Below are 18,939 nucleotides of genomic sequence, written 5' to 3'. Positions count from 1 at the left end.
GTCGCCAGATAAATGTCCACACCACGGGTCGTCACTTCATCGTCAGGGGCCAACGGCGGTCGGCTGCAGCCAGCCGCCGCGGCGCGCCCGATGCCTCTGCTCGCAAGGATGCAGAACAGTCGCAACGCGCTCGGCTTCATGTTCATGTTGCCGGCCGCGGTATTGCTGCTGCTGTTCTTGACGTACCCGTTGGGGCTGGGCACCTACCTGGGCTTCACCGATGCCAAGGTCGGTCGCCCCGGCCATTGGGTCGGGCTTGAAAACTACGAGTACCTGTGGGGCGACGCCGTGGTGCGGCTCGCACTTTTCAACACGCTCTTCTACACAGCCGTGGCGAGCGTGTTCAAGTTCATTCTGGGCTTGTGGCTTGCAATTCTTCTTAACAAGAACATCCGCTTCAAGACCTTTTTCCGCGCGGTGATCCTGCTGCCGTATATCGTGCCGACCGCGCTGTCGGCCATCGCGTTCTGGTGGATCTACGACTCGCAGTTTTCCATCATCAGTTGGGCTCTGGTCAGGATGGGGCTGATCGATACGTACATCGACTTTCTCGGTAGCCCGTGGAACGCGCGCATCGCGGTCATCATCGCCAACGTGTGGCGCGGCGTGCCTTTCGTGGCCATCACCTTGCTCGCCGGCCTGCAGACGATTTCGCCTTCGTACTATGAAGCGTCGGCCATCGACGGGGCGACGCCGTGGCAGCAGTTCCGCCACGTGACGATGCCGCTGCTGACGCCCATCATCGCGGTGGTCATGACTTTCTCGGTGCTGTTCACGTTCACCGACTTCCAGTTGATCTACGTCATCACCCGTGGCGGCCCGCTCAACGCGACCCACCTGATGGCGACCCTGTCGTTCCAGCGTGCCATCTCCGGCGGTGCGCTCGGTGAGGGCGCCGCCATTGCCATCGCAATGGTGCCGTTCCTGCTGGCCTGCGTGATGTTCAGTTTCTTCGGCCTCCAACGCCGTGCATGGCAACAAGGCGGAAGCGACAAATGAGCAATCCCAACAACCAGGTCGACACCGTCGGCATGAGTTTTCTGGACTCGTTGCCACGCAAGATGGTGACGGTGTATTTGCCGCTGCTGGTCTTTTTGATCGTGCTGCTGTTCCCGTTCTACTGGATGGCGATCACTTCGGTGAAGCCTGATGCGGAGCTGCTGTCGCGCGACGGCAATCCGTTCTGGGTGATCAAGCCGACCCTCGGGCACTTCTACAAACTGCTGTTCGAAACCTCTTATCCGCAGTGGCTGTGGAACACGGTGCTGGTCTCCGTCGTGTCGACCTTCGTCTCGCTCGCAGCCTCGGTGTTCGCGGCTTACGCCATCGAACGGCTGCGCTTTACCGGCTCCAAGCAGGTCGGCCTGTCGATCTTCTTGGCGTACATGGTGCCGCCGTCGATCCTGTTCATTCCGTTGGCTAATGTGGTGTTCAACCTCGGCCTGTTCGACTCGCGCTGGGCGCTCATCCTTACGTACCCGACTTTCCTGATTCCCTTCTGCACCTGGCTGTTGATGGGTTACTTCAGGTCGATCCCGGCCGAGCTCGAAGAGTGCGCGCTGATCGATGGCGCTAATCGCTGGCAGATCCTGATCAAGATCGTGCTGCCGCTGGCTGTGCCGGGCTTGATCTCGGCCGGCATCTTTGCCTTCACGCTGTCGTGGAACGAATTCATCTATGCGCTGACCTTCATCTCGTCATCCGAGATGAAAACCTTGCCGGTCGGCGTGGTCACAGAGCTGGTGCAGGGCGACGTGTACCAGTGGGGCCCGCTCATGGCCGGTGCGCTGCTCGGCTCGCTGCCGGTGGCTTTCATCTACTCGTTCTTCGTCGAGTACTACGTGTCCGGGATGACGGGGTCGGTGAAGGAATAAGCAAGGAATAAGCGACTCGGAAGCGCCGCGGGGCCATCGGCCTGCGATCAGTACTTGATGGTGATACCGGCCTTCATGCCCTTGTTCTCTTTTCCGTTGGAGTTGACTCCCGCCGAGAAAGACGTGTTGCCACCGGTGCTGCCGCCTACCGAATAGGTTGGACGCGGAGTCGATGTGTCCATGCCGGTGTAGACACCGCTGCCGTCCTTCTGCTGAACGCCGACCGTGGCGCCTTTCGCGTCCATCGAGGTCTCTGTCGACGAAACATTGGGTGCGACGTAGACGCTGCCCTTGTCATCGGTCTGGATCGGGACTTTCGGTGCGTCTTGCGCGAGCGCGGAGGCGAAGCAGGCCATGCCAAGTGGAACCAGCAGGCCAGACAGCCCGAGCCGGGCAATGATCGATTTGCTCATGAGCGCCACCTTAATCGCGTTTCGACGCCGGCGGAACATCGCCCCCTTTTTGTCGCTCTCTGAACAAGGCCGCTCGCATCAAAAATATCGTCGTCACCGGTGCCGTCAGCGCGACGAAAACTGTGATGAGAAGAGCGTGCAAGAACAGGTTGCCGCCCTGCACTGAGAAGTAGACGATCGTCGCGATCGTCATGCACCACACGCCCAGCGTGGCGCCGATGGTGGGCGCATGGATGCGCCGGAAAAAGGTCGGCAGGCGCACCAGCCCGAATGAGCCGATGGCGGCAAAGGCGGCGCCGACCACCACGAACACCGCGGTGACGATCTCTGCCCAAAGCGGCAACGGGCCGCCGAGAAAAGCGTCGTTCATTCGATCACCTCGCCACGCAACAAGAACTTGGCCAACGCCGTCGAGCCGACGAAGCCGAACAGCGCGATCAGCAGCGCCGCCTCGAAGTACACATTGCTCGCGTACACGATGCCGAGCACCAGCATCATCAGCATGCCATTGATGTAGAGACAGTCGAGCGCGGTGATGCGGTCCTGAGCGGTGGGACCGATCGTCAGGCGGGCGAGCGCGCACAGCATCGCGACCGCCAGCAGCAGCAGTGCCAGCTTGAGCGCCCAGAGCAGCACCGGCGTCATGATTCGAAAATCTCCATGAGGGGGCGCTCGTACCTTTGCTGCACTTGCGCGATGAATGCGGCCTCGTCGTCGACATCGAACACGTGGATCAGCAGCACGGAGCTGTCGAACGACAGCTCGGCCCACGCAGTACCGGGCGTCAGGCACAGGATCATCGCCAGCACGGCCAGGCCGTTGGGGTCGCGCATCTGGAGCGGCACCTTGACGAATGCAGAGTGGATGTCTGCGGTGCGGCGGGTGAGCAGCATGCGAGCGACCATCCATGCCGACACCGACAGGTCGACCATGACGCGCCCGACGAGCATCAGCGCGACGCCGGGCCGTTGCATGCGCACGGTGGCGGGGCGCAGGCTGCGCGTGAGCAGCGGCACCGCGATCGACAGGATGGCGGCGAGCAACAGCGTCGAGAAATCCATCGACTGGTTGAGCAGCAGCCACACGATGAAGAGCGCGAGCGAGAGCGGCGGCGAGGGCAGCCAGCGCTTCATTGCACGACCTCACCAGAAACTGGGCCCGGCGCGGCGGCTGCACGTTTGGGTACTGGATTGGCAACCTGCCTCGCGTTCATCACCGCGTGCCGATAGGCCGTGGCCGTGTGCAACCCATTGGCGGTTTCGATCGCGTGGTGCATGACCGGGTTGGCGGCAATCGTCCAGGCTGCGGCGGCGACCAGGAGCGCCGCGACGGGCAGCACTTCGAGCGCGGGCAACGAAGGCATGGTCGCGTGCACCTGCGTCCAGAAATGCCGGATACCGGCGCGGCTCAACGCGAGCAACGTCAGGAAGCCCGAGGTGATCAGAAGCACCATGAAGGCGATGCCGGCCGGCGTCACCACGGGTGCATCGAGCAGTCCCGACAGCATCGCGAACTTGCCGACGAAGCCGGAGAGCGGTGGCAAGCCCGCCAGCAACAGCGTGCAGGCCATGAAGCTCAGGCCGAGGAACGCGATGCCGGCCGGAATGGCGCGGCCATAGAGCGCCTGCTGTTCGTCGTCGAGGTTGACGCCGGCGAGCGGCTTCAGATCTTCGGCCAAAAAGGGGGCATTGCCCGATTGCTCGTGCGGCGCGATGCTCACGCCGGCGTTGCGCCAGCGCTCGATCATGTCGATCAGCAGGAAGAACGCGCTGACCGCGAGGGTCGAACTCACCAGGTAGTAGAGCGCACCGGACCACACGGCCGGGTCGCCCAGCCCGACCGCAGCGAGCAGCGTGCCGGCGGAGATGAGCACGCTGTAGCCGGCGAGGTTCGACAGCCGCTGCGTGCCGACGATACCGAGCGCGCCGATGCACAGCGTGACGAGGCCGACACCGATGAGCACGCCCTGGCCGAATTGCGCAGACAGGCCGGTGTCGGGCGCGAAGAGCGTGGTCCACAAACGCAGGATCGTGTAGATGCCGAGCTTGGTGAGCAACGCGAACACCGCACCGACCGGCGATACGGCGGCGCTGTACGCCGGCACCAGCCAGAAGTTGAGCGGCCACGCGCCCGCCTTCGCGAAGAAGGCCGTCGCCAGGATGGCGGCCGCCGCATGTACAAGGCCGCGGTCGGCCGGCGCGATCTGCGCGATGCGCATGCCGAGGTCGGCCATGTTCAGCGTGCCTGTCGCGCCGTAGAGCATCGCTGCGCCGACGAGGAACAGCGACGACGCCGCGAGGTTGATCGCGATGTAATGCAGGCCTGCCTGCACCCGCAAACGGCCAGAGCCGTGCAGCAGCAAGCCGTAGGAAGCCGCCAGCATCACCTCGAAGAACACGAAGAGGTTGAACAGGTCGCCGGTGAGGAACGCGCCATTCAGGCCCATCAACTGCAGTTGCAGCAAGGGATGAAAGTGCACGCCGGCACGGTCCCATCGGGAGGTCGAATAGATCGATGCCGCGAAAGCGATCACGCCGGTGAGTGCCACCATCATGGTGGAGAGCCGGTCAGCCACCAGCACGATGCCGAAGGGTGCCTTCCAGTTACCGGGCAGGTAGACGCCGATGGAGCCCGGCCCGGTGCCGGTGTCGGGTGCGTTGACCCAGCGCAGCAACGCCAGCGCCGCCAGCAGGCCGACCAGGCCGGAGATCACGCTCACCGCGGACTTGAGCCGTCGCTGCTGTTCGCCCAGCAGCAGCATGAGCGCGGCGGTGAACATCGGCACCAGGATCGGCACAGCGACTAGGTGCGGCATGCTGAACTCGAGCAGCCGGTCGAGCATGTGGGTCAGCTCATTCACGCCGGACCTCTTCGCCGTCGACGTGGTCGGTGCTGGTCAGTCCGCGCGAGGCCAGCAGCACGACGAGGAACAACGCGGTCATCGCGAAGCCGATGACGATGGCGGTGAGCACCAGCGCCTGCGGCATCGGATCGGCGGTGTTGGCGAGCGTGGCCTTGAGCCCCTTCATCAGCACCGGTTCACTGTCGACCGCCAGCCGGCCGGTGCTAAACATGAACAGGTTGACGGCATACGACATCAGCGTGAGACCGACGATGACCTGGAACGTGCGCGGGCGCAGCAGCAGGTAGACGCCGGAGCCGGTGAGCACGCCGATCGCGATGGCGAGAACGAGTTCCATCAGGCAGCGGCCTCCGCGGGTGGGGCGGATAAGGCCGACGCTTTGGCCTCGGCGTCGCGCTCGTCCTGCTCTTCGGCCCAGCGGTGGCTGCGCACCGATTGGTGCGCGAGCGCCGTCAGGATCAGCATGGTGGCGCCGAGCACCAGTGCGAACACGCCGATGTCGAAGAAGAGCGCGCTCGGCACGTGCACTTCGCCCAGCAGGGGCAGATGCAGGTGCGCGGTGTGCGTCGTCATGAACGGATAGCCAAACACCACCGACCCACCGCCGGTCACCAGCGCCAGCAACAGGCCGATGGCGATCCAGCGCCGCGGATAGATGCGCAAGTGCTCCTCGACCCATTCGGTGCCCGACACGATGAACTGCAGCAGCAGCGCGACCGACATCACCAGCCCGGCGACAAAGCCGCCGCCCGGCGCGTTGTGACCACGCATGAAGAAGTAAATGGACACCAGCACCGCCAGCGGCAGCAGCAGGCGCACCAGCACGGCCGGCACCATCAGGTAGCCGACGGCCGTGTCTTTGGCGAGCCGCGGGTTGAGCAGGTCGCTGCTGCCGTCGTCCTGCGCGCGTTGTTGCGCCGGCAAGGCCATCGATTCGGGCGCCGGCCGAAAGCGGCGCAGCAGTGCGTAGATCGTGAGTGCGACCACGCCGAGCACGGTGATCTCGCCGAAGGTATCGAAGCCGCGGAAGTCGACCAACATCACGTTGACGACATTGGTGCCGCCGCCTTCGGTCTGTGCATGTTCAAGAAAGAAGGGCGAGATGCTGAGCGGAAACGGCCGCGTCATGAAGAGCCACGCGAGCGACGCCATACCCGCGCCCGCCGCTGTCGCAAGCAGCACGTCGCGACCGCGGCGACTCCATTGCCGCAGCTGTGTGCGGGCCGGCTGCGTTGCCTCTTTGCGCATCGGCAGCCAGCGCAGGCCGAGCAGCATCAGCACGGTGGTGACGGCCTCGACAACCAGTTGCGTCAGCGCCAGGTCGGGCGCGGAGAACCAGATGAAAGTGATGCAGCAGACCAGCCCGGCGCCCGACGCCAGCATGAGCGCGGCGAGGCGGTGGAACTTGGCCTGCCACGCTGCGCCCAGCGCGCACACGATGCCGATGAGCCAGGTCATGGCGAACATCGGGGAGAACGGCAGCAACTCGCGGCCACCGCGTACCGCCGGCGTTTGCCAGAGCGCAGCGCCTGCGGCAACGACAGCGAAGCCGATGAGCAGCAGCAGTTGCGACTGCAGCCGGCGCGTGCCGAGCAGACGCCGACTGCGGCGGCCTGCCTCGCTCAACTGTGCGAGCGCATGCTCGAACATGCGCTGGCCATCGAACCGATGCAGCAACGGTGTTTGCTCCAGGGCGCCCGCCGCGCGGCGCTTGCGCTGCAGCAGGTACAACGCCGCACCACCGACCAGCGCGACGAAGCTCATCATCAGCGGCAGATTGAAACCGTGCCACACCGCCAGGCTGTATTTGGGCAGTTCGCCACCGACCACCGGCGCGGCCGCGGTCGCCAGCAGCGCGCCGATCGACCAGGCGGGCGCGACGCCGACGACCAGACAAAGCAACACCAGCAGTTCGACAGGCACCCGCATCCAGTGCGGCGGCTCGTGCGGCGTACGTGGCACGTCGGGCGACGCGCAGGTCGGGCCGAAGAACACGTCGAACACGAAGCGCGCCGAATAGGTCACGCTGAAGATGCCCGCGAGCGTCGCCAGAATCGGCAGGCCCCAGTTGATCAACGGAGTCGATTGAATAAACACGGTTTCGGCGAAGAACATTTCCTTCGATAAAAAGCCGTTGAGCAGCGGCACGCCGGCCATTGATGCGCTCGCGATGATCGCCAGCGTGCCGGTGATCGGCATCAGCTTGAGCAGCCCGCTCAGCTTGCGGATATCCCGCGTGCCGCTCTCGTGGTCGATGATGCCGGCGGCCATGAACAGCGACGCCTTGAAGGTCGCGTGATTCATGATGTGGAAGACGGCTGCCACCGCAGCCAGTGGGCTGTTGAGCCCGAGCAGCAGCGTGATGAGGCCGAGGTGCGAGATGGTCGAGTAAGCGAGCAGCGCCTTCAGGTCGCGCTGGAACATCGCGATGAAGCCACCGAGCAGCAGCGTGATGGCGCCCGCGCCACCGACCAGCCAGAACCATTCTTCAGTGCCCGACAGGACCGGCCACAGCCGGGCCATCAGGAACACGCCGAGCTTCACCATCGTGGCCGAATGCAGGTAAGCCGACACGGGGGTCGGCGCCGCCATGGCGCGCGGCAGCCAGAAGTGAAACGGAAACTGCGCGCTCTTGGTGAAGGCGCCGAGCAGCACCAGCACCAGCACGACCGGGTAGAGCGTGTCGCTACGGATCAGTTGGCCCGAAGCGAGTATGACATCGAGGTCGTAGCTGCCAACGATGCGGCCCAGCACCAGCGCGCCGGCCAACAGGCAGAGCCCGCCGGCACCTGTCACGGTGAGCGCCATGCGAGCGCCGCGTCGGGCGTCGCGCCGGTGGTGCCAGTATCCGATCAGCAAGAAAGAGAAGAGGCTGGTGAGCTCCCAGAAAAACACCATCTGCATCAGGTTGCCCGAGAGCACCACGCCCATCATCGCGCCCATGAATGCGAGGAAGAACGAGAAGAAGCGTGGCACCGGGTCCGACGCCGACATGTAGTAGCGCGCGTAGAGCACCACCAGCGCGCCGATGCCCAACACCAGCATGCAGAACAGCCATGCGAAGCCATCCATGCGAAACACGAGATTGAGGCCCAGTTCGGGCAACCATTCGATCTCTTGCCGCAGCACGTTGCCGTTGGCCAGTCGCGGAAAAAACCAGGCCGTTTGAATCGCACAGCCCAACGCGACAAGCCCTGCCAGTGTCGACTCCCGATTGCGCGCATTGGACGGCAGCAGCGCCGCCAGCAGACTGGCAACGAAGGGGAGGACGACGAGGAAAACCAGGGGCATCGAGAATGATTCTATCGACCGCCTTGTTGGACGAGCCTTGCGAACTGCGCTAGTTTTTCGGGCTTTGCCGACCGGCCTCGAGATTGGCATCTGGCTGCCAGTCGCCGCCCAATGCTTTCACCAGAAACACCGATGTCAGCAGGCGCTGGCCGATCAATTGCGCGGCCTGCCGCTCACTCGTCAACAACGATTGCTGCGCTGTGATGACGTCTAGATAGCCAACTGGACCATGGAGACGGGTGTTTATTCCAGGGAATCGACGGCGGACCTTATTGAAGAAGTATTACTTTGGCATTTGGTGTGCGTTGCATGGGTGCGCTGTCACAGGCACTTCCCGACTCACGCAAGCACGGATTGGGCCGCGCGAAAGCCGAGCCAGGTCAGGCAGAGCGAGCCGCCGAGATGCAGCGCGACGGTTCCGAGCGCCAGGCCAGCGCGACCCTGCAGCAGCATGCCGACCACCTCGGCGGAGAAGCTGGAAAACGTGGTCAGCGTGCCGAGAAAGCCGGTGATCGCCATCAGGCGCCAGGCAGGGTCGATATCGGGAAAGGCGTCGAAGGCCGCAATGCAGATTCCGATCAGGAAGCCGCCGACCAGATTGACTGCCAGCGTGCCCCACGGCAAGGTGCCGCCGGGGTTGAGCCAGAGCTGCACGCCCCACCGCAACAAAGCGCCGACGCACGCGGCAATGCAGATGGCGAGGCCTTGCAGGAACATGGTTTGGTTACTTTTCTACGCCCATCATCAGGTGGGGACGGAGGGTCACGATACTCGGGAAAATCGTCATGAGCGCGATGCAGACTACCAAACAAAAGAAGAACGGAATGGCCGCCTTGGCGATCACGTTGCTGTCCTTGCCGGTCATGTTCTGCAGCATGACGGCGCAGGGCCGGACGATCATGCCGATGCCGTCATTGCACCGGCACCGGCACCGACGTGAGCACGCAGACGACGCAGACGCAAAAAAACCGCCCGAAGGCGGCTTTTTCTTTGCTGCTGACTTCGTTTTGAAATCGCAGCACGTGATCTGATCACGGCTTGGCGGCGACCTTCGGCTTGGCGTCTTCCTTGACGGCGACCTTTGCGCTCTTAGCTGACTTCGCCGGTGCTGCATCGACTGCGCCCTTGAAAGCTTCACCGTTGATGGTCAAGCCTTCGTTGGAAAGCTTGGTTGCCGTCTTGGATTTGACGCCCTTGACGCGGCTCATGAGGTCGGGCCAGTCTTTGAACTGGCTGGTGGTGCGCGCATCGATGATGCGCTTCGACATCGCGGGGCCGACACCTTTGAGGCCATCGAGTTCTGCGGCCGTACCCTTATTGGCATCGACTGCGGCGAACGAAGCGACTGCGAACACCATGGCGGCCAGAGCCGCTGCAAATTTCTTGAACATGATTACTACTCCCTGATTTATTGATGTGAAAGCACGGCGCAAGACGCGCCGGCTTCGTTTCAACGGAGTCGCGACAACGGGCGTTGACCGGGATTTCCCAATCAAATGTCTCAATACCCACGCCGCAAAAACTCATCAAATCTTGGGGTGAGGCTCAGCGTTCTGTTGGCTCTTACTCACAGTTCTTCGACACGTCGCGGCGGGTAGCTGTCCCATGCCTGGCAGCCTGGGCAGTGCCAAAAATACTGGTGCGCCTCGAAGCCGCAAGCGGCACACCGGTAGCGCATCAGTGGCCGTGTGGCCTGGTCAAGCGCACGTTGAACCTGCGGATGAAACTGTTCGTGGGTCAGCGTTTCCCCCGCGAGCCAGCGCGATGCGGCCACAAGCGAGGGCTGATGGGTCAAATGCGCGATGTAGCCGTCTCGTGGCGTCGGTGCTTCGGCTGAGGTGAGATCGTCCGGCAGGATCGGCGTGCCGCCCAGCGCGATGACGGCCTCGAGCACGTCGATCGATGGTGACGCGGCATAACGGCGCTGCAGCAACGCGAGCGCTTCTCCGGCACGTTGTGACGCTACGGCAGCCTGCTGCAACGACGCGGCGAAGAGCGGCAACGCCAGCGGCGCAGCTTCCGACAGGGCCATCAATGTTTCGAAGGCCGCTGCCGACTCGCCATTGCGCAGTTGAAGGTTGGCCGTGTCGATGGCCGGCCGTGGGGCTTGCGGCGCCAGAGCGGTCGCTTGAGCGAGCAACTGCGCTGCAGCAGAAAGGTCGCCCGCTGCGGTCTGCTCGGCGGCTTGCTCGCACAGATGATGGGCGCGGCGCGTGCCGTAGCTGGCCTGGTCCGAGTCATCGAGTTTTTGCGCGACCTCGGCCGCTTGCGCCCATTCGCGCGAGCGCTCGTAGATTGCCAACAACGACAAACGGGCCTCGTTCTCATAGCGTGTGCCTTCGAGCTTTTGCAGTGCGGCTTCTGCGCGATCGAGCAGGCCGGCGCGCAGGAAGTCTTGCGCCAATGCGTGCTGCGCGCGGTCGCGGTCAGCTCGGCTCAGGTCGCCGCGTCCGAGCAGATGTTCATGTACCCGCACAGCGCGCTGGTACTCGCCGCGCCGTCGAAAAAGGTTGCCGAGCGCGAAGTGCAGTTCCTGCGTATCGGGGTCGTTCTGCACGGCTTCGATGAAGGCGTCGATGGCCTGGTCCTGCTGTTCGTTCAGCAGAAAGTTAAGGCCGCGAAAGTAGGCCTTGGGTGCCTGACGGTTCTCGAGCTTCAACTGTCGCAGGTCGAAGCGCGATGCCAGCCAGCCGAGAACGAAAGCGATCGGCAAGCCGAGCAATAGCCAGCTGAAGTCAAAGTCCATGTTGTCGTGCCACAGGCAGTTCCACGTTAGCCGCCGGGGCTGCCGTTGCGACGGGGAGCGTCTCCGGGATTCGGGTTGCGGCGACGCGGTGCTTCCACCAGCCAGGCAGCATGCCGAGGGCGCCGACCACCAGGCCACCCGTGAATGCGGCCAGCACGACCAGCACGAGCGGTGCGCGCCAGAAGGTACCGAAGAAGAAATAGACCGTCGCGTCTTGCTGGTTGTTCAGCGCAAAGGCGAAGAGGGTAAAAAAAATGGCTGCCTTGAGCAGCCACAGGAGGTATTTCATGCGCATCCCCGTTGGCGCGACGATTTTGCCATCAGGCCTTGCGGCTCGCGGCGTCGAGCTCGGCGGTGCGAGCATCTACCGCTTCGCGCAGTGCCTTGCCCGGCTTGAAATGCGGCACCCGCTTTTCGGGGATCTGCACGCTCTCGCCAGAGCGTGGATTGCGTCCGATGCGCGGCGGTCGCCGATTGACCGAGAAGCTGCCGAAGCCGCGAATCTCGATGCGATGCCCGCGCACGAGCGCTTCGCTCATGGCGTCGAGAATCGTCTTGACCGCGTATTCGGCATCGCGATGTGTCAGTTGCGCGAATCGGGCTGCAAGTTCTTCGACGAGGTCAGAGCGTGTCATAGGCCGCAAGAAAAACGAAGGCGAAAAAAAAGACAGAGCGGCCACCTGGCCGGCTCTGTCTTGCGGACGCAGCTTACTTGCTGTCGTTGTTGTCAAGCTTGGCGCGCAACAGGGCGCCCAGGCTGGTGGTGCCCGCGTTTTCGCGTGCCGACTGCTGGCTCAGGTTGGCCATGGCGCCTTGTTCGTCGACCATGTCCTTCTGCTTGATCGACAGCTGGATGTTGCGGGTCTTGCGGTCCACGTTCAACACGACAGCAGTGACTTCGTCGCCTTCCTTCAGCACGTTGCGAGCATCTTCCACGCGGTCGCGGGAGATTTCGCTGGCGCGAAGGTAGCCGAGGATGTCTTCGCCGAGGTCGATCTCAGCGCCCTTGGCGTCGACGGTCTTGACCTTGCCGGTGACGATCTGGCCCTTGTCGTTCACGGTCGTGAAGGTGGTGAACGGATCGCTGTCGAGCTGCTTGATGCCGAGGCTGATGCGTTCGCGGTCGACATCGACTGCCAACACGAGCGCTTCGACTTCCTGGCCCTTTTTGTAGTTGCGAACAGCGGCTTCGCCGGTTTCGTTCCACGAGAGGTCGGAGAGGTGAACCAGGCCGTCGATGCCTGCTGCCAGGCCAACGAACACGCCGAAGTCGGTGATCGACTTGATCGGGCCCTTGACGCGGTCGCCACGCTTCGTGTTTTGCGCGAACTCTTGCCACGGATTGGCCTTGCACTGCTTCATGCCCAGGCTGATCCGGCGCTTGTCTTCGTCGATTTCCAGGACCATGACTTCGACTTCATCGCCCAGGGAGACGATCTTGTTCGGAGCGATGTTCTTGTTGGTCCAGTCCATTTCGGAGACGTGCACCAGGCCTTCGATGCCGGGTTCGAGTTCGACGAACGCGCCGTAGTCGGCAATGTTCGTGACCTTGCCGAACAGGCGGGTCGATTGAGGGTACCGGCGCGAAACGCCCATCCATGGGTCGTCGCCCATTTGCTTCAGACCCAGTGAGACACGGTTCTTTTCGGTGTCGAACTTGAGGATCTTGGCGGTGATTTCCTGGCCGGCCTGGACGACTTCGCTTGGGTGGCGAACACGACGCCATGCCATGTCGGTGATATGCAGCAGGCCGTCGATACCGCCGAGGTCGACGAACGCACCGTATTCGGTGATGTTCTTGACGACACCGCGCACGACTGCGCCTTCCTTCAATGTTTCCATCAGCTTGGCGCGTTCTTCGCCCATGCTGGCTTCGACCACGGCGCGACGCGACAAGACCACGTTGTTGCGCTTGCGATCGAGCTTGATGACCTTGAATTCGAGGGTCTTGTTTTCGTACGGGGTCAGGTCTTTGATAGGACGCGTGTCGATCAGCGAGCCCGGCAGGAATGCGCGGATGCCGTTGACCAGAACGGTCAGGCCGCCCTTGACCTTGCCGCTGGTGGTGCCGGTGACGAAGTCGCCCGATTCCAGGGCTTTTTCAAGCGCCAGCCATGAAGCGAGACGCTTGGCGGTGTCACGCGACAGGATGGTGTCGCCGTAGCCGTTTTCGACGCTGCCGATGGCAACGGAAACGAAGTCGCCGGCCTGCACTTCGAGCTCGCCCTTGTCGTTCTTGAACTCCTCGATCGGCACGTACGCTTCGGACTTGAGCCCGGCGTTAACGACGACGTGGTTGTGTTCGACGCGGATGACTTCGGCCGTGATGACCTCGCCAGTACGCATCTCGGAACGCTTCAGCGATTCTTCGAACAGTTCAGCAAAAGATTCAGACATTTATGGTTCCTTCCGTCAGGCAGGGTGAGCAGGCGCCAGTGCGAAATTGCGTGCGGCTGCGTAAGTTCTGTAGACGGCGGTTGTGGGCAAGTAGCCCGGGTTGAGTTAAAAAAACCAGCAGGCCGGTGCGCTTGTCGCGCGGCAGGGACCGGCTGGAACCACGCAGCCGGTCAAGCTTCCTTGAAGGGCTGCGTTTGCTGCCACCAAGCCAACACCTGGACGACCGACTGTTCGATCGAAAGGCTGGAGTTGTCCAAGCGGCGGGCATCTTGCGCGGGTTTGAGAGGCGCAACGCTGCGGGATGAGTCCCTTGCGTCGCGTGCCTCCAAGTCAGCGCGAAGACTGTCGAGTGTAGTCGAAATACCCTTTGAAATCAACTGCTTATACCTGCGCTCGGCGCGGTGGGCGGCACTGGCCGTGAGGTAAACCTTGAGCGGCGCATCGGGGAAGATGACGGTGCCCATGTCGCGCCCGTCGGCCACCAGTCCGGGCAACCGCTGAAAGCTCCTTTGCAGGGCGGACAAGGCCTCGCGCACGGCCGGCAATGCAGACACGCGCGACGCGTCCATACCGGCGGCTTCGCTGCGAATCGCGTCGGTCACGTCTTCGTCGGCGAGCATGACCTTGCCTTCGACGAAACGCAGCGGCAGCGAGCGCGCCATGTCTGCGATTTGCGCTTCGTGCTGGGGCTCGGGCATGAAACCTTGGCGTCGCATCGCGAGGCCGGTCACGCGATAGAGTGAGCCGGAATCAAGGTAGTGGTAGCCGAGCCGATACGCAACTTCGACCGCCAGCGTGCCTTTGCCCGAAGCGGTCGGGCCATCGATGCAGATGACCGGCACAGATGCAGGCTCGACCACCGAAAACAGCGTTTCGAAGTAGTCGGGAAAGGTCTTTGCTACGCAATGTGGATCGAGGATGCGAACCCCGATTCGATCCGGATTGAACGCGGCTAGCGAAAAGCACATGGCGACGCGGTGATCGTCATACGTGTGGATGCTGGCGGCGTGCCAGCCGCCCGTTGGCAAGGGATGTACGCGAATGAAGTCCGGTCCGGCCTCTACGGTGGCGCCCAACTTGTGCAGTTCGTTCGCCATCGCGTCGATACGATCGGTTTCCTTCACGCGCCAACTGGCGATGTTGCGCAGCGTGCTCGGGCCGTCGGCGTAGAGCGCCATCACGGCCAGCGTCATGGCGGCATCGGGGATGTGATTGGCGTCGAGGTCGATTGCCTTCAGCGGCCAGGCACCGCGCCGCACTTCGAGCCAGTTGGCGCCGCTCGTGATGTCGGCGCCCATTTGCCGCGCGGCTTCGACGAAGCGGATGTCGCCCTGGATGGAGTCGGCACCGACCCCTTCGATGCGGAGCGAGGCCACTGCGCTGCTCGGGCCATCCGCGGCTTTCGCGCCTCCGGTCGCGATCGCACCCAGAGCAATGAAGTAACTGGCAGACGAAGCATCGGCCTCGACATGAATGTCGCCTGGCGAGCGATAGCAGCTGCCGGCAGGAATCGTGAAACGTTCCCAGCCATCGCGGCGCACACAGATGCCGAAGCGCGCAAGCAAATTGAGCGTGATTTCGATGTAAGGCTTGGAAATCAGTTCGCCCATGACCTCGATCACTATGTCGCGCGTCGCGGCCAGCGGCAGCGCCAGGAGCAGGGCCGTCAGAAACTGACTCGACACATCACCGCGCACGCGGATCGGCGTGTCGAGCGCCAGCGCGACGTGGTCGACTGGATGAATCCGCAGCGGCGGGTAGCCCGGGTTGCCGAGGTAATCGATGCGGCAACCGAACTGCGTGAGCGCGTCGACCAGATCGCCGATCGGTCGCTCGTGCATGCGTGGCACGCCGCTCAGTTCGAACTCGCCGCCGAGCAGCGCCAACGCGGCGGTCAACGGCCGCATGGCGGTGCCGGCATTGCCGAGAAAGAGGGCCGCCGAAGCGACGCCGAGTTGACCGCCCAACCCTTCGATGCGCGTGGTGCCGCCGTCGTGCTGCACACCGCACCCGAGTTGGACCAGGGCGTCCAGCATCACGCGCGTGTCGTCGGAATCGAGCAGGTCGTGCACCGTCGTCGTGCCGCTCGCGAGCGCGGCCAGCAGCAACACCCGGTTCGAGATGCTCTTGGAGCCGGGCAGTTGCACCGTGCCTGCCGCTGCGACCAGCGGGGGCAGGTCGAGAAATGGCGTCGAAAACATCGGGCGTCAGTTGCCGGAAGAGGAGCCGGACGGCTGCCACTGCGCCCGCGTTCGGCTTGCCTCGGCGATCGCGTTTTCCAGCGCCTGAGAATCGCCCGAAGCAATCAGCGCCTCGAATTGCGTCAGCTGCTTTCGGAAGGCCTGCGACTGCAACAGCACCTGCTCGCGGTTGGCCAGCAAGATGTCGCGCCACACGGCAGGGTCGCTGGCGGCGATGCGCGAAAAGTCGCGAAAACCCGGCCCTGCCAGCGCCATGAAGCGCGCGCCGTGCGGGTGCGCCGCAATTGCGTTGGTAAAAGCGAAAGCGACCAGATGCGGCAAGTGGCTGACCGCGGCGAGAGCCAAATCATGATCCTGGTGGGTCATCGTGACGACGTGCGCGCCGATGTCGGTCCATACCTGAGACGCGCACTGAACTTTCGAGCGGAGCGTTGTCTTCACTGGCGTGAGCACGACCTGCCGACCAGCGTAGAGCCCCGCGTCGGCATGCTCGATGCCGGCCACTTCCTTGCCGGTGATCGGATGCGCTGGAACGAAGCTCGAAAACTGGTCTTGCAACCCGCGCCGCGCCGCCTCGATCACGTCGCCTTTGGTGGAGCCGACGTCCATGATCAGCGTGTCGGGCGAGAGGCCATGACGGATCGCTTTGAAAGTGGCCTCGGATGCAGCGACGGGCACCGCGATCAGCACCAGATCAGCACCCGATACGGCGAGCAGCGCGGAGGGCGCTGCAACGTCGATGACGCCGAGTTGTTTGGCACGCTCCGTGGTTGACGGTGACTTGCTGTAGCCGACCACGCGCTTTACCAGCTTGGCGCGTTTCAACGCCAGCGCAAACGAGCCGCCCATGAGTCCGCAGCCGATCAAACCGAGTTGCTCGAACATTGCGGCGTCAGGCGTTCACAGGGTAGGCGCCCAGCATTTTGTAGAACGCGCACGTGGTGCGCAGTTCGGCAAGTGCGGCGGCGACATTGGGTTGCAGCGGATGACCGTCAAGGTCGATGTAGAAGTAATACTCCCACTGGCCCGTGCGCGCAGGGCGCGACTCGAATCGGGTCATCGAAACACCGTGGGTCTTCAGCGGCACGAGCAGGTCGTGCAGCGCGCCAGGACGGTTGGTGACGGACACCACGAGGCTCGTGCAGTCGCGCCCCGAGATGGGCGGTGTCGCCAGCGTTTCGGGCAGGCAGATGATGGCGAAGCGCGTGCGGTTGTAGGCGTCGTCCTGAATAGCATGGGCGATGATGTGCAAGCCGAACCGCGTCGCCGCGCGCTCGCTCGCGAGAGCAGCCCAGGCCGGATTCGTTGACGCCAGCCGGGCACCTTCAGCGTTGCTGGACACCGCGCGACGCTCGGCATTTGGCAAATGCTTGGAAAGCCATGTCTGGCACTGCGCCAGCGCTTGCGGGTGCGCCAGCACGACCTCGATGTCGTCCAGCACATTGGTCGTGCGCAGCAGGTTGTGGCGGATCAGCAGGCTTACTTCGCCCACTACATGAGCGGGCGAATGCAAGAACAGATCGAGCGACCGCGTAACGACGCCCTCGGTCGAATTTTCAACCCCGACAACGCCGTATTGCGCGCTGCCCGCAGCAGTCGCATGAAAGACCTCATCGAAGCTCGCGCAGTAAACGAGGTCGGCTGCGCCGCCGAAGTATTCGATGGCAGCCTGTTCGCAGAACGTGCCTTCCGGCCCCAGCACGGCAACGCGTTGGGGCGATTCGAGCGCCAGACACGCCGACATGATTTCGCGCCAGATCGCCGCCACATGCAAATCCTTCAGCGGACCCGCATTGGTGTGCTGCATCTTTTCGATGACTTGCGCGACGCGATCGGGTCTGAAGAATGGCGTGCCCTCGCGTTTCTTGATCTCACCCACCTGTTCGGCGACGTGTGCACGCTGGTTTAGCAGTTCGAGCAGTTGCTGATCGAGCGAATCGATCTGCACGCGCAGCCCCAAAAGGCTTTCGGAATTGGGAACGGAGGGGTCGGACGGTGGAGCAGAGGCGGTCATCAAATCGAATTCGCAGCTGAATCAGGCGTGCGTTCGCTCGAATTCTCGCATGTAGCCCACCAGCGCCTGCACGCCCGCGAGCGGCATGGCGTTGTAGATACTGGCGCGCATTCCGCCGACCGATTTGTGGCCCTTCAACTGCAGCAATCCGGCGTCGCGAGCGCCTGCCAGGAACGCCTCGTTGCGGTTTTCGTCGCGCAGGAAGAAAGGCACATTCATGCGCGAACGGCAGCTCGCGTCGACCTTGTTGTCGTAGAACGCCGAGCCGTCGACAAAGTTATAGAGCAAGCTGGCTTTGGTAGCGTTACGTTGCTCCATCGCTGCAACGCCCGACAACTCGCCCTCGGTTTGATGCAGCAGCCATTGAAACGTGAGCCCCGCGACATAGATGCCCCAGGTCGGTGGCGTGTTGTACATCGAATGGTTGTCGGCAACCGTCTTGTAGTTGAATGCGCTCGGGCAGATATTCAGCGCGCGATCGAGCAAGTCATCGCGCACCACGACGATCGTCAGGCCGGCCGGACCGAGGTTCTTTTGCGCACCGCCAAACGCGAGGCCGACGCGACTCCAGTCGACGCTGCGCGACGCGACGTGCGATGAAAAGTCGATGACGAGCGGCGCCTTGCAACCGAGTGCCGCCAAGTCGGGCAATTCCTGAAACTCGACGCCATTGATCGTTTCGTTGGTGCACACGTGCACGTACGAAGTGTCGCTTGTGAGCTTCCAGGTCGATGGCTCGGGAAGTCGCGTGTGGCCGTCCGCGGCGTTGCTGGCAGCGATGTTCGCATTGCAGTAGCGCTGCGCCTCTTTGTGCGACTTCACGCTCCAACTGCCAGTAACCACGAAGTCGGCCGTCGTACCACGCGAAAGGTTCAGAGGAACGATCGCGTTTTCACCCAAACCGCCACCTTGCATGAATAGGACGTGGAAGTTGGAGGGCACCGCGAGCAGCGTGCGGAAGTCCGCCTCCGCCTGCATCGCGATCAAACCAAACTCCTTGCCGCGATGGCTCATCTCCATCACGCCCATGCCACTGCCGTGCCAATCGAGCATTTCTTCGGCGGCGCGCTGGAGCACCGTCTCCGGCATCGCGGCCGGACCCGCGGAGAAGTTATAGGGGCGCGTCATCGCTATCGAGCG

At 63.2% G+C, this 18,939-nt stretch carries 19 protein-coding genes and 2 pseudogenes; 2 read left to right on the top strand and 19 right to left on the bottom strand.

Going from position 1 to position 18,939, the window contains the following annotated elements:
* The first annotated feature begins 96 nt into the window (after nt 1-96).
* Both QN413_RS15070 and QN413_RS15065 read left to right on the top strand, forming a co-directional pair.
* Entirely contained in the window at nt 97-999 is a 903-nt protein-coding gene (locus QN413_RS15070) for a sugar ABC transporter permease (protein WP_323497446.1), read from the top strand.
* Nucleotides 996-1,874 carry a carbohydrate ABC transporter permease gene (locus tag QN413_RS15065; protein ID WP_323497387.1) on the top strand — a complete coding sequence of 293 codons (879 nt, stop codon included), beginning with the start codon at nt 996-998 and terminating at the stop codon, nt 1,872-1,874. Before QN413_RS15070 ends, QN413_RS15065 begins: the two co-directional genes overlap by 4 nt.
* A gap of 47 nt (nt 1,875-1,921) precedes the next feature.
* Here the strand turns inward: QN413_RS15065 and QN413_RS15060 are convergent, their stop codons facing one another.
* The 19 genes and pseudogenes from QN413_RS15060 to serC all read right to left on the bottom strand — a co-directional run bounded on the left by QN413_RS15060 (nt 1,922) and on the right by serC (nt 18,927).
* Nucleotides 1,922-2,287: a hypothetical protein gene (locus tag QN413_RS15060; protein WP_323497386.1), complete on the bottom strand. Its 366-nt coding sequence runs from the start codon at nt 2,285-2,287 to the stop codon at nt 1,922-1,924.
* A gap of 10 nt (nt 2,288-2,297) precedes the next feature.
* On the bottom strand, nt 2,298-2,657 hold the full coding sequence (mnhG, locus tag QN413_RS15055; protein WP_323497385.1) for a monovalent cation/H(+) antiporter subunit G: 360 nt from the start codon (nt 2,655-2,657) through the stop codon (nt 2,298-2,300).
* The gene (locus QN413_RS15050; protein WP_187051061.1) at nt 2,654-2,932 is read right to left on the bottom strand and encodes a K+/H+ antiporter subunit F; all 279 of its coding nucleotides are present in this window, start codon (nt 2,930-2,932) and stop codon (nt 2,654-2,656) included. The genes mnhG and QN413_RS15050 overlap by 4 nt, the downstream gene beginning before the upstream one ends.
* Nucleotides 2,929-3,420 carry a Na+/H+ antiporter subunit E gene (locus QN413_RS15045; RefSeq protein ID WP_323497384.1) on the bottom strand — a complete coding sequence of 164 codons (492 nt, stop codon included), beginning with the start codon at nt 3,418-3,420 and terminating at the stop codon, nt 2,929-2,931. The genes QN413_RS15050 and QN413_RS15045 overlap by 4 nt, the downstream gene beginning before the upstream one ends.
* A complete protein-coding gene (locus QN413_RS15040) occupies nt 3,417-5,102 on the bottom strand; it encodes a monovalent cation/H+ antiporter subunit D (RefSeq protein WP_323497445.1) in 1,686 nt (561 codons plus the stop codon). Before QN413_RS15040 ends, QN413_RS15045 begins: the two co-directional genes overlap by 4 nt.
* A 37-nt stretch (nt 5,103-5,139) precedes the next feature.
* Nucleotides 5,140-5,487, bottom strand: coding sequence for a Na+/H+ antiporter subunit C (locus QN413_RS15035; protein ID WP_323497383.1), 348 nt, complete (start codon nt 5,485-5,487; stop codon nt 5,140-5,142).
* A complete protein-coding gene (locus QN413_RS15030) occupies nt 5,487-8,441 on the bottom strand; it encodes a monovalent cation/H+ antiporter subunit A (RefSeq protein WP_323497382.1) in 2,955 nt (984 codons plus the stop codon). Before QN413_RS15030 ends, QN413_RS15035 begins: the two co-directional genes overlap by 1 nt.
* Nucleotides 8,442-8,490: 49 nt before the next feature.
* Nucleotides 8,491-8,670 (bottom strand): annotated as a pseudogene (locus QN413_RS15025) (RND transporter); the annotation flags it as partial.
* A 110-nt stretch (nt 8,671-8,780) separates the two neighbouring features.
* A complete protein-coding gene (gene crcB, locus QN413_RS15020; protein WP_323497381.1) occupies nt 8,781-9,158 on the bottom strand; it encodes a fluoride efflux transporter CrcB in 378 nt (125 codons plus the stop codon).
* Between the two features lie 7 nt (nt 9,159-9,165).
* Nucleotides 9,166-9,318: pseudogene (locus tag QN413_RS15015) on the bottom strand (C4-dicarboxylate ABC transporter permease); the annotation flags it as partial.
* Nucleotides 9,319-9,472: 154 nt separating this feature from the next.
* Nucleotides 9,473-9,832 carry a ComEA family DNA-binding protein gene (locus tag QN413_RS15010; protein WP_323497380.1) on the bottom strand — a complete coding sequence of 120 codons (360 nt, stop codon included), beginning with the start codon at nt 9,830-9,832 and terminating at the stop codon, nt 9,473-9,475.
* Between the two features lie 176 nt (nt 9,833-10,008).
* Nucleotides 10,009-11,187: a lipopolysaccharide assembly protein LapB gene (gene lapB / locus QN413_RS15005; protein ID WP_187051067.1), complete on the bottom strand. Its 1,179-nt coding sequence runs from the start codon at nt 11,185-11,187 to the stop codon at nt 10,009-10,011.
* A complete protein-coding gene (locus QN413_RS15000; protein WP_187051068.1) occupies nt 11,177-11,476 on the bottom strand; it encodes a LapA family protein in 300 nt (99 codons plus the stop codon). Before QN413_RS15000 ends, lapB begins: the two co-directional genes overlap by 11 nt.
* 31 nt (nt 11,477-11,507) lie before the next feature.
* Nucleotides 11,508-11,822: an integration host factor subunit beta gene (locus tag QN413_RS14995; protein ID WP_187051069.1), complete on the bottom strand. Its 315-nt coding sequence runs from the start codon at nt 11,820-11,822 to the stop codon at nt 11,508-11,510.
* A gap of 73 nt (nt 11,823-11,895) precedes the next feature.
* Nucleotides 11,896-13,584, bottom strand: coding sequence for a 30S ribosomal protein S1 (gene rpsA / locus QN413_RS14990; RefSeq protein ID WP_187051070.1), 1,689 nt, complete (start codon nt 13,582-13,584; stop codon nt 11,896-11,898).
* Between the two features lie 170 nt (nt 13,585-13,754).
* Complete coding sequence (locus tag QN413_RS14985; protein ID WP_323497379.1) at nt 13,755-15,785, bottom strand: bifunctional 3-phosphoshikimate 1-carboxyvinyltransferase/cytidylate kinase; 2,031 nt, start codon at nt 15,783-15,785, stop codon at nt 13,755-13,757.
* Nucleotides 15,786-15,791: 6 nt separating this feature from the next.
* Nucleotides 15,792-16,670 (bottom strand): prephenate dehydrogenase, encoded by an 879-nt coding sequence (locus tag QN413_RS14980; RefSeq protein WP_323497378.1) that lies wholly within the window; start codon nt 16,668-16,670, stop codon nt 15,792-15,794.
* A 7-nt stretch (nt 16,671-16,677) separates the two neighbouring features.
* Nucleotides 16,678-17,799, bottom strand: a complete 1,122-nt coding sequence (gene pheA, locus QN413_RS14975) for a prephenate dehydratase (RefSeq protein ID WP_323497377.1) — start codon at nt 17,797-17,799, stop codon at nt 16,678-16,680.
* 21 nt (nt 17,800-17,820) lie between these two features.
* Nucleotides 17,821-18,927 carry a 3-phosphoserine/phosphohydroxythreonine transaminase gene (serC, locus tag QN413_RS14970; RefSeq protein ID WP_323497376.1) on the bottom strand — a complete coding sequence of 369 codons (1,107 nt, stop codon included), beginning with the start codon at nt 18,925-18,927 and terminating at the stop codon, nt 17,821-17,823.
* Nucleotides 18,928-18,939 lie beyond the last annotated feature (12 nt).

Source organism: Variovorax sp. LG9.2 (assembly GCF_035018885.1).
Taxonomy (GTDB): domain Bacteria; phylum Pseudomonadota; class Gammaproteobacteria; order Burkholderiales; family Burkholderiaceae_C; genus Variovorax.
Note: the sequence above shows the minus strand (reverse complement) of the source record. Positions and strands in the feature narration are given on the sequence as shown.

Excerpts from the sequence above, each read along its gene's own strand:
- QN413_RS15030 (WP_323497382.1), bottom strand. The coding sequence starts at position 8,441 with ATGCCCCTGGTTTTCCTCGTCGTCCTCCCCTTCGTTGCCAGTCTGCTG.
- QN413_RS15045 (WP_323497384.1), bottom strand. The coding sequence starts at position 3,420 with ATGAAGCGCTGGCTGCCCTCGCCGCCGCTCTCGCTCGCGCTCTTCATC.
- QN413_RS15000 (WP_187051068.1), bottom strand. The coding sequence starts at position 11,476 with ATGAAATACCTCCTGTGGCTGCTCAAGGCAGCCATTTTTTTTACCCTC.
- mnhG (WP_323497385.1), bottom strand. The coding sequence starts at position 2,657 with ATGAACGACGCTTTTCTCGGCGGCCCGTTGCCGCTTTGGGCAGAGATC.
- QN413_RS15050 (WP_187051061.1), bottom strand. The coding sequence starts at position 2,932 with ATGACGCCGGTGCTGCTCTGGGCGCTCAAGCTGGCACTGCTGCTGCTG.
- QN413_RS15060 (WP_323497386.1), bottom strand. The coding sequence starts at position 2,287 with ATGAGCAAATCGATCATTGCCCGGCTCGGGCTGTCTGGCCTGCTGGTT.
- lapB (WP_187051067.1), bottom strand. The coding sequence starts at position 11,187 with ATGGACTTTGACTTCAGCTGGCTATTGCTCGGCTTGCCGATCGCTTTC.
- rpsA (WP_187051070.1), bottom strand. The coding sequence starts at position 13,584 with ATGTCTGAATCTTTTGCTGAACTGTTCGAAGAATCGCTGAAGCGTTCC.
- QN413_RS14980 (WP_323497378.1), bottom strand. The coding sequence starts at position 16,670 with ATGTTCGAGCAACTCGGTTTGATCGGCTGCGGACTCATGGGCGGCTCG.
- serC (WP_323497376.1), bottom strand. The coding sequence starts at position 18,927 with ATGACGCGCCCCTATAACTTCTCCGCGGGTCCGGCCGCGATGCCGGAG.
- QN413_RS14995 (WP_187051069.1), bottom strand. The coding sequence starts at position 11,822 with ATGACACGCTCTGACCTCGTCGAAGAACTTGCAGCCCGATTCGCGCAA.
- QN413_RS15040 (WP_323497445.1), bottom strand. The coding sequence starts at position 5,102 with ATGCCGCACCTAGTCGCTGTGCCGATCCTGGTGCCGATGTTCACCGCC.
- QN413_RS15010 (WP_323497380.1), bottom strand. The coding sequence starts at position 9,832 with ATGTTCAAGAAATTTGCAGCGGCTCTGGCCGCCATGGTGTTCGCAGTC.
- QN413_RS15065 (WP_323497387.1), top strand. The coding sequence starts at position 996 with ATGAGCAATCCCAACAACCAGGTCGACACCGTCGGCATGAGTTTTCTG.
- QN413_RS14985 (WP_323497379.1), bottom strand. The coding sequence starts at position 15,785 with ATGTTTTCGACGCCATTTCTCGACCTGCCCCCGCTGGTCGCAGCGGCA.
- pheA (WP_323497377.1), bottom strand. The coding sequence starts at position 17,799 with ATGACCGCCTCTGCTCCACCGTCCGACCCCTCCGTTCCCAATTCCGAA.
- crcB (WP_323497381.1), bottom strand. The coding sequence starts at position 9,158 with ATGTTCCTGCAAGGCCTCGCCATCTGCATTGCCGCGTGCGTCGGCGCT.
- QN413_RS15035 (WP_323497383.1), bottom strand. The coding sequence starts at position 5,487 with ATGGAACTCGTTCTCGCCATCGCGATCGGCGTGCTCACCGGCTCCGGC.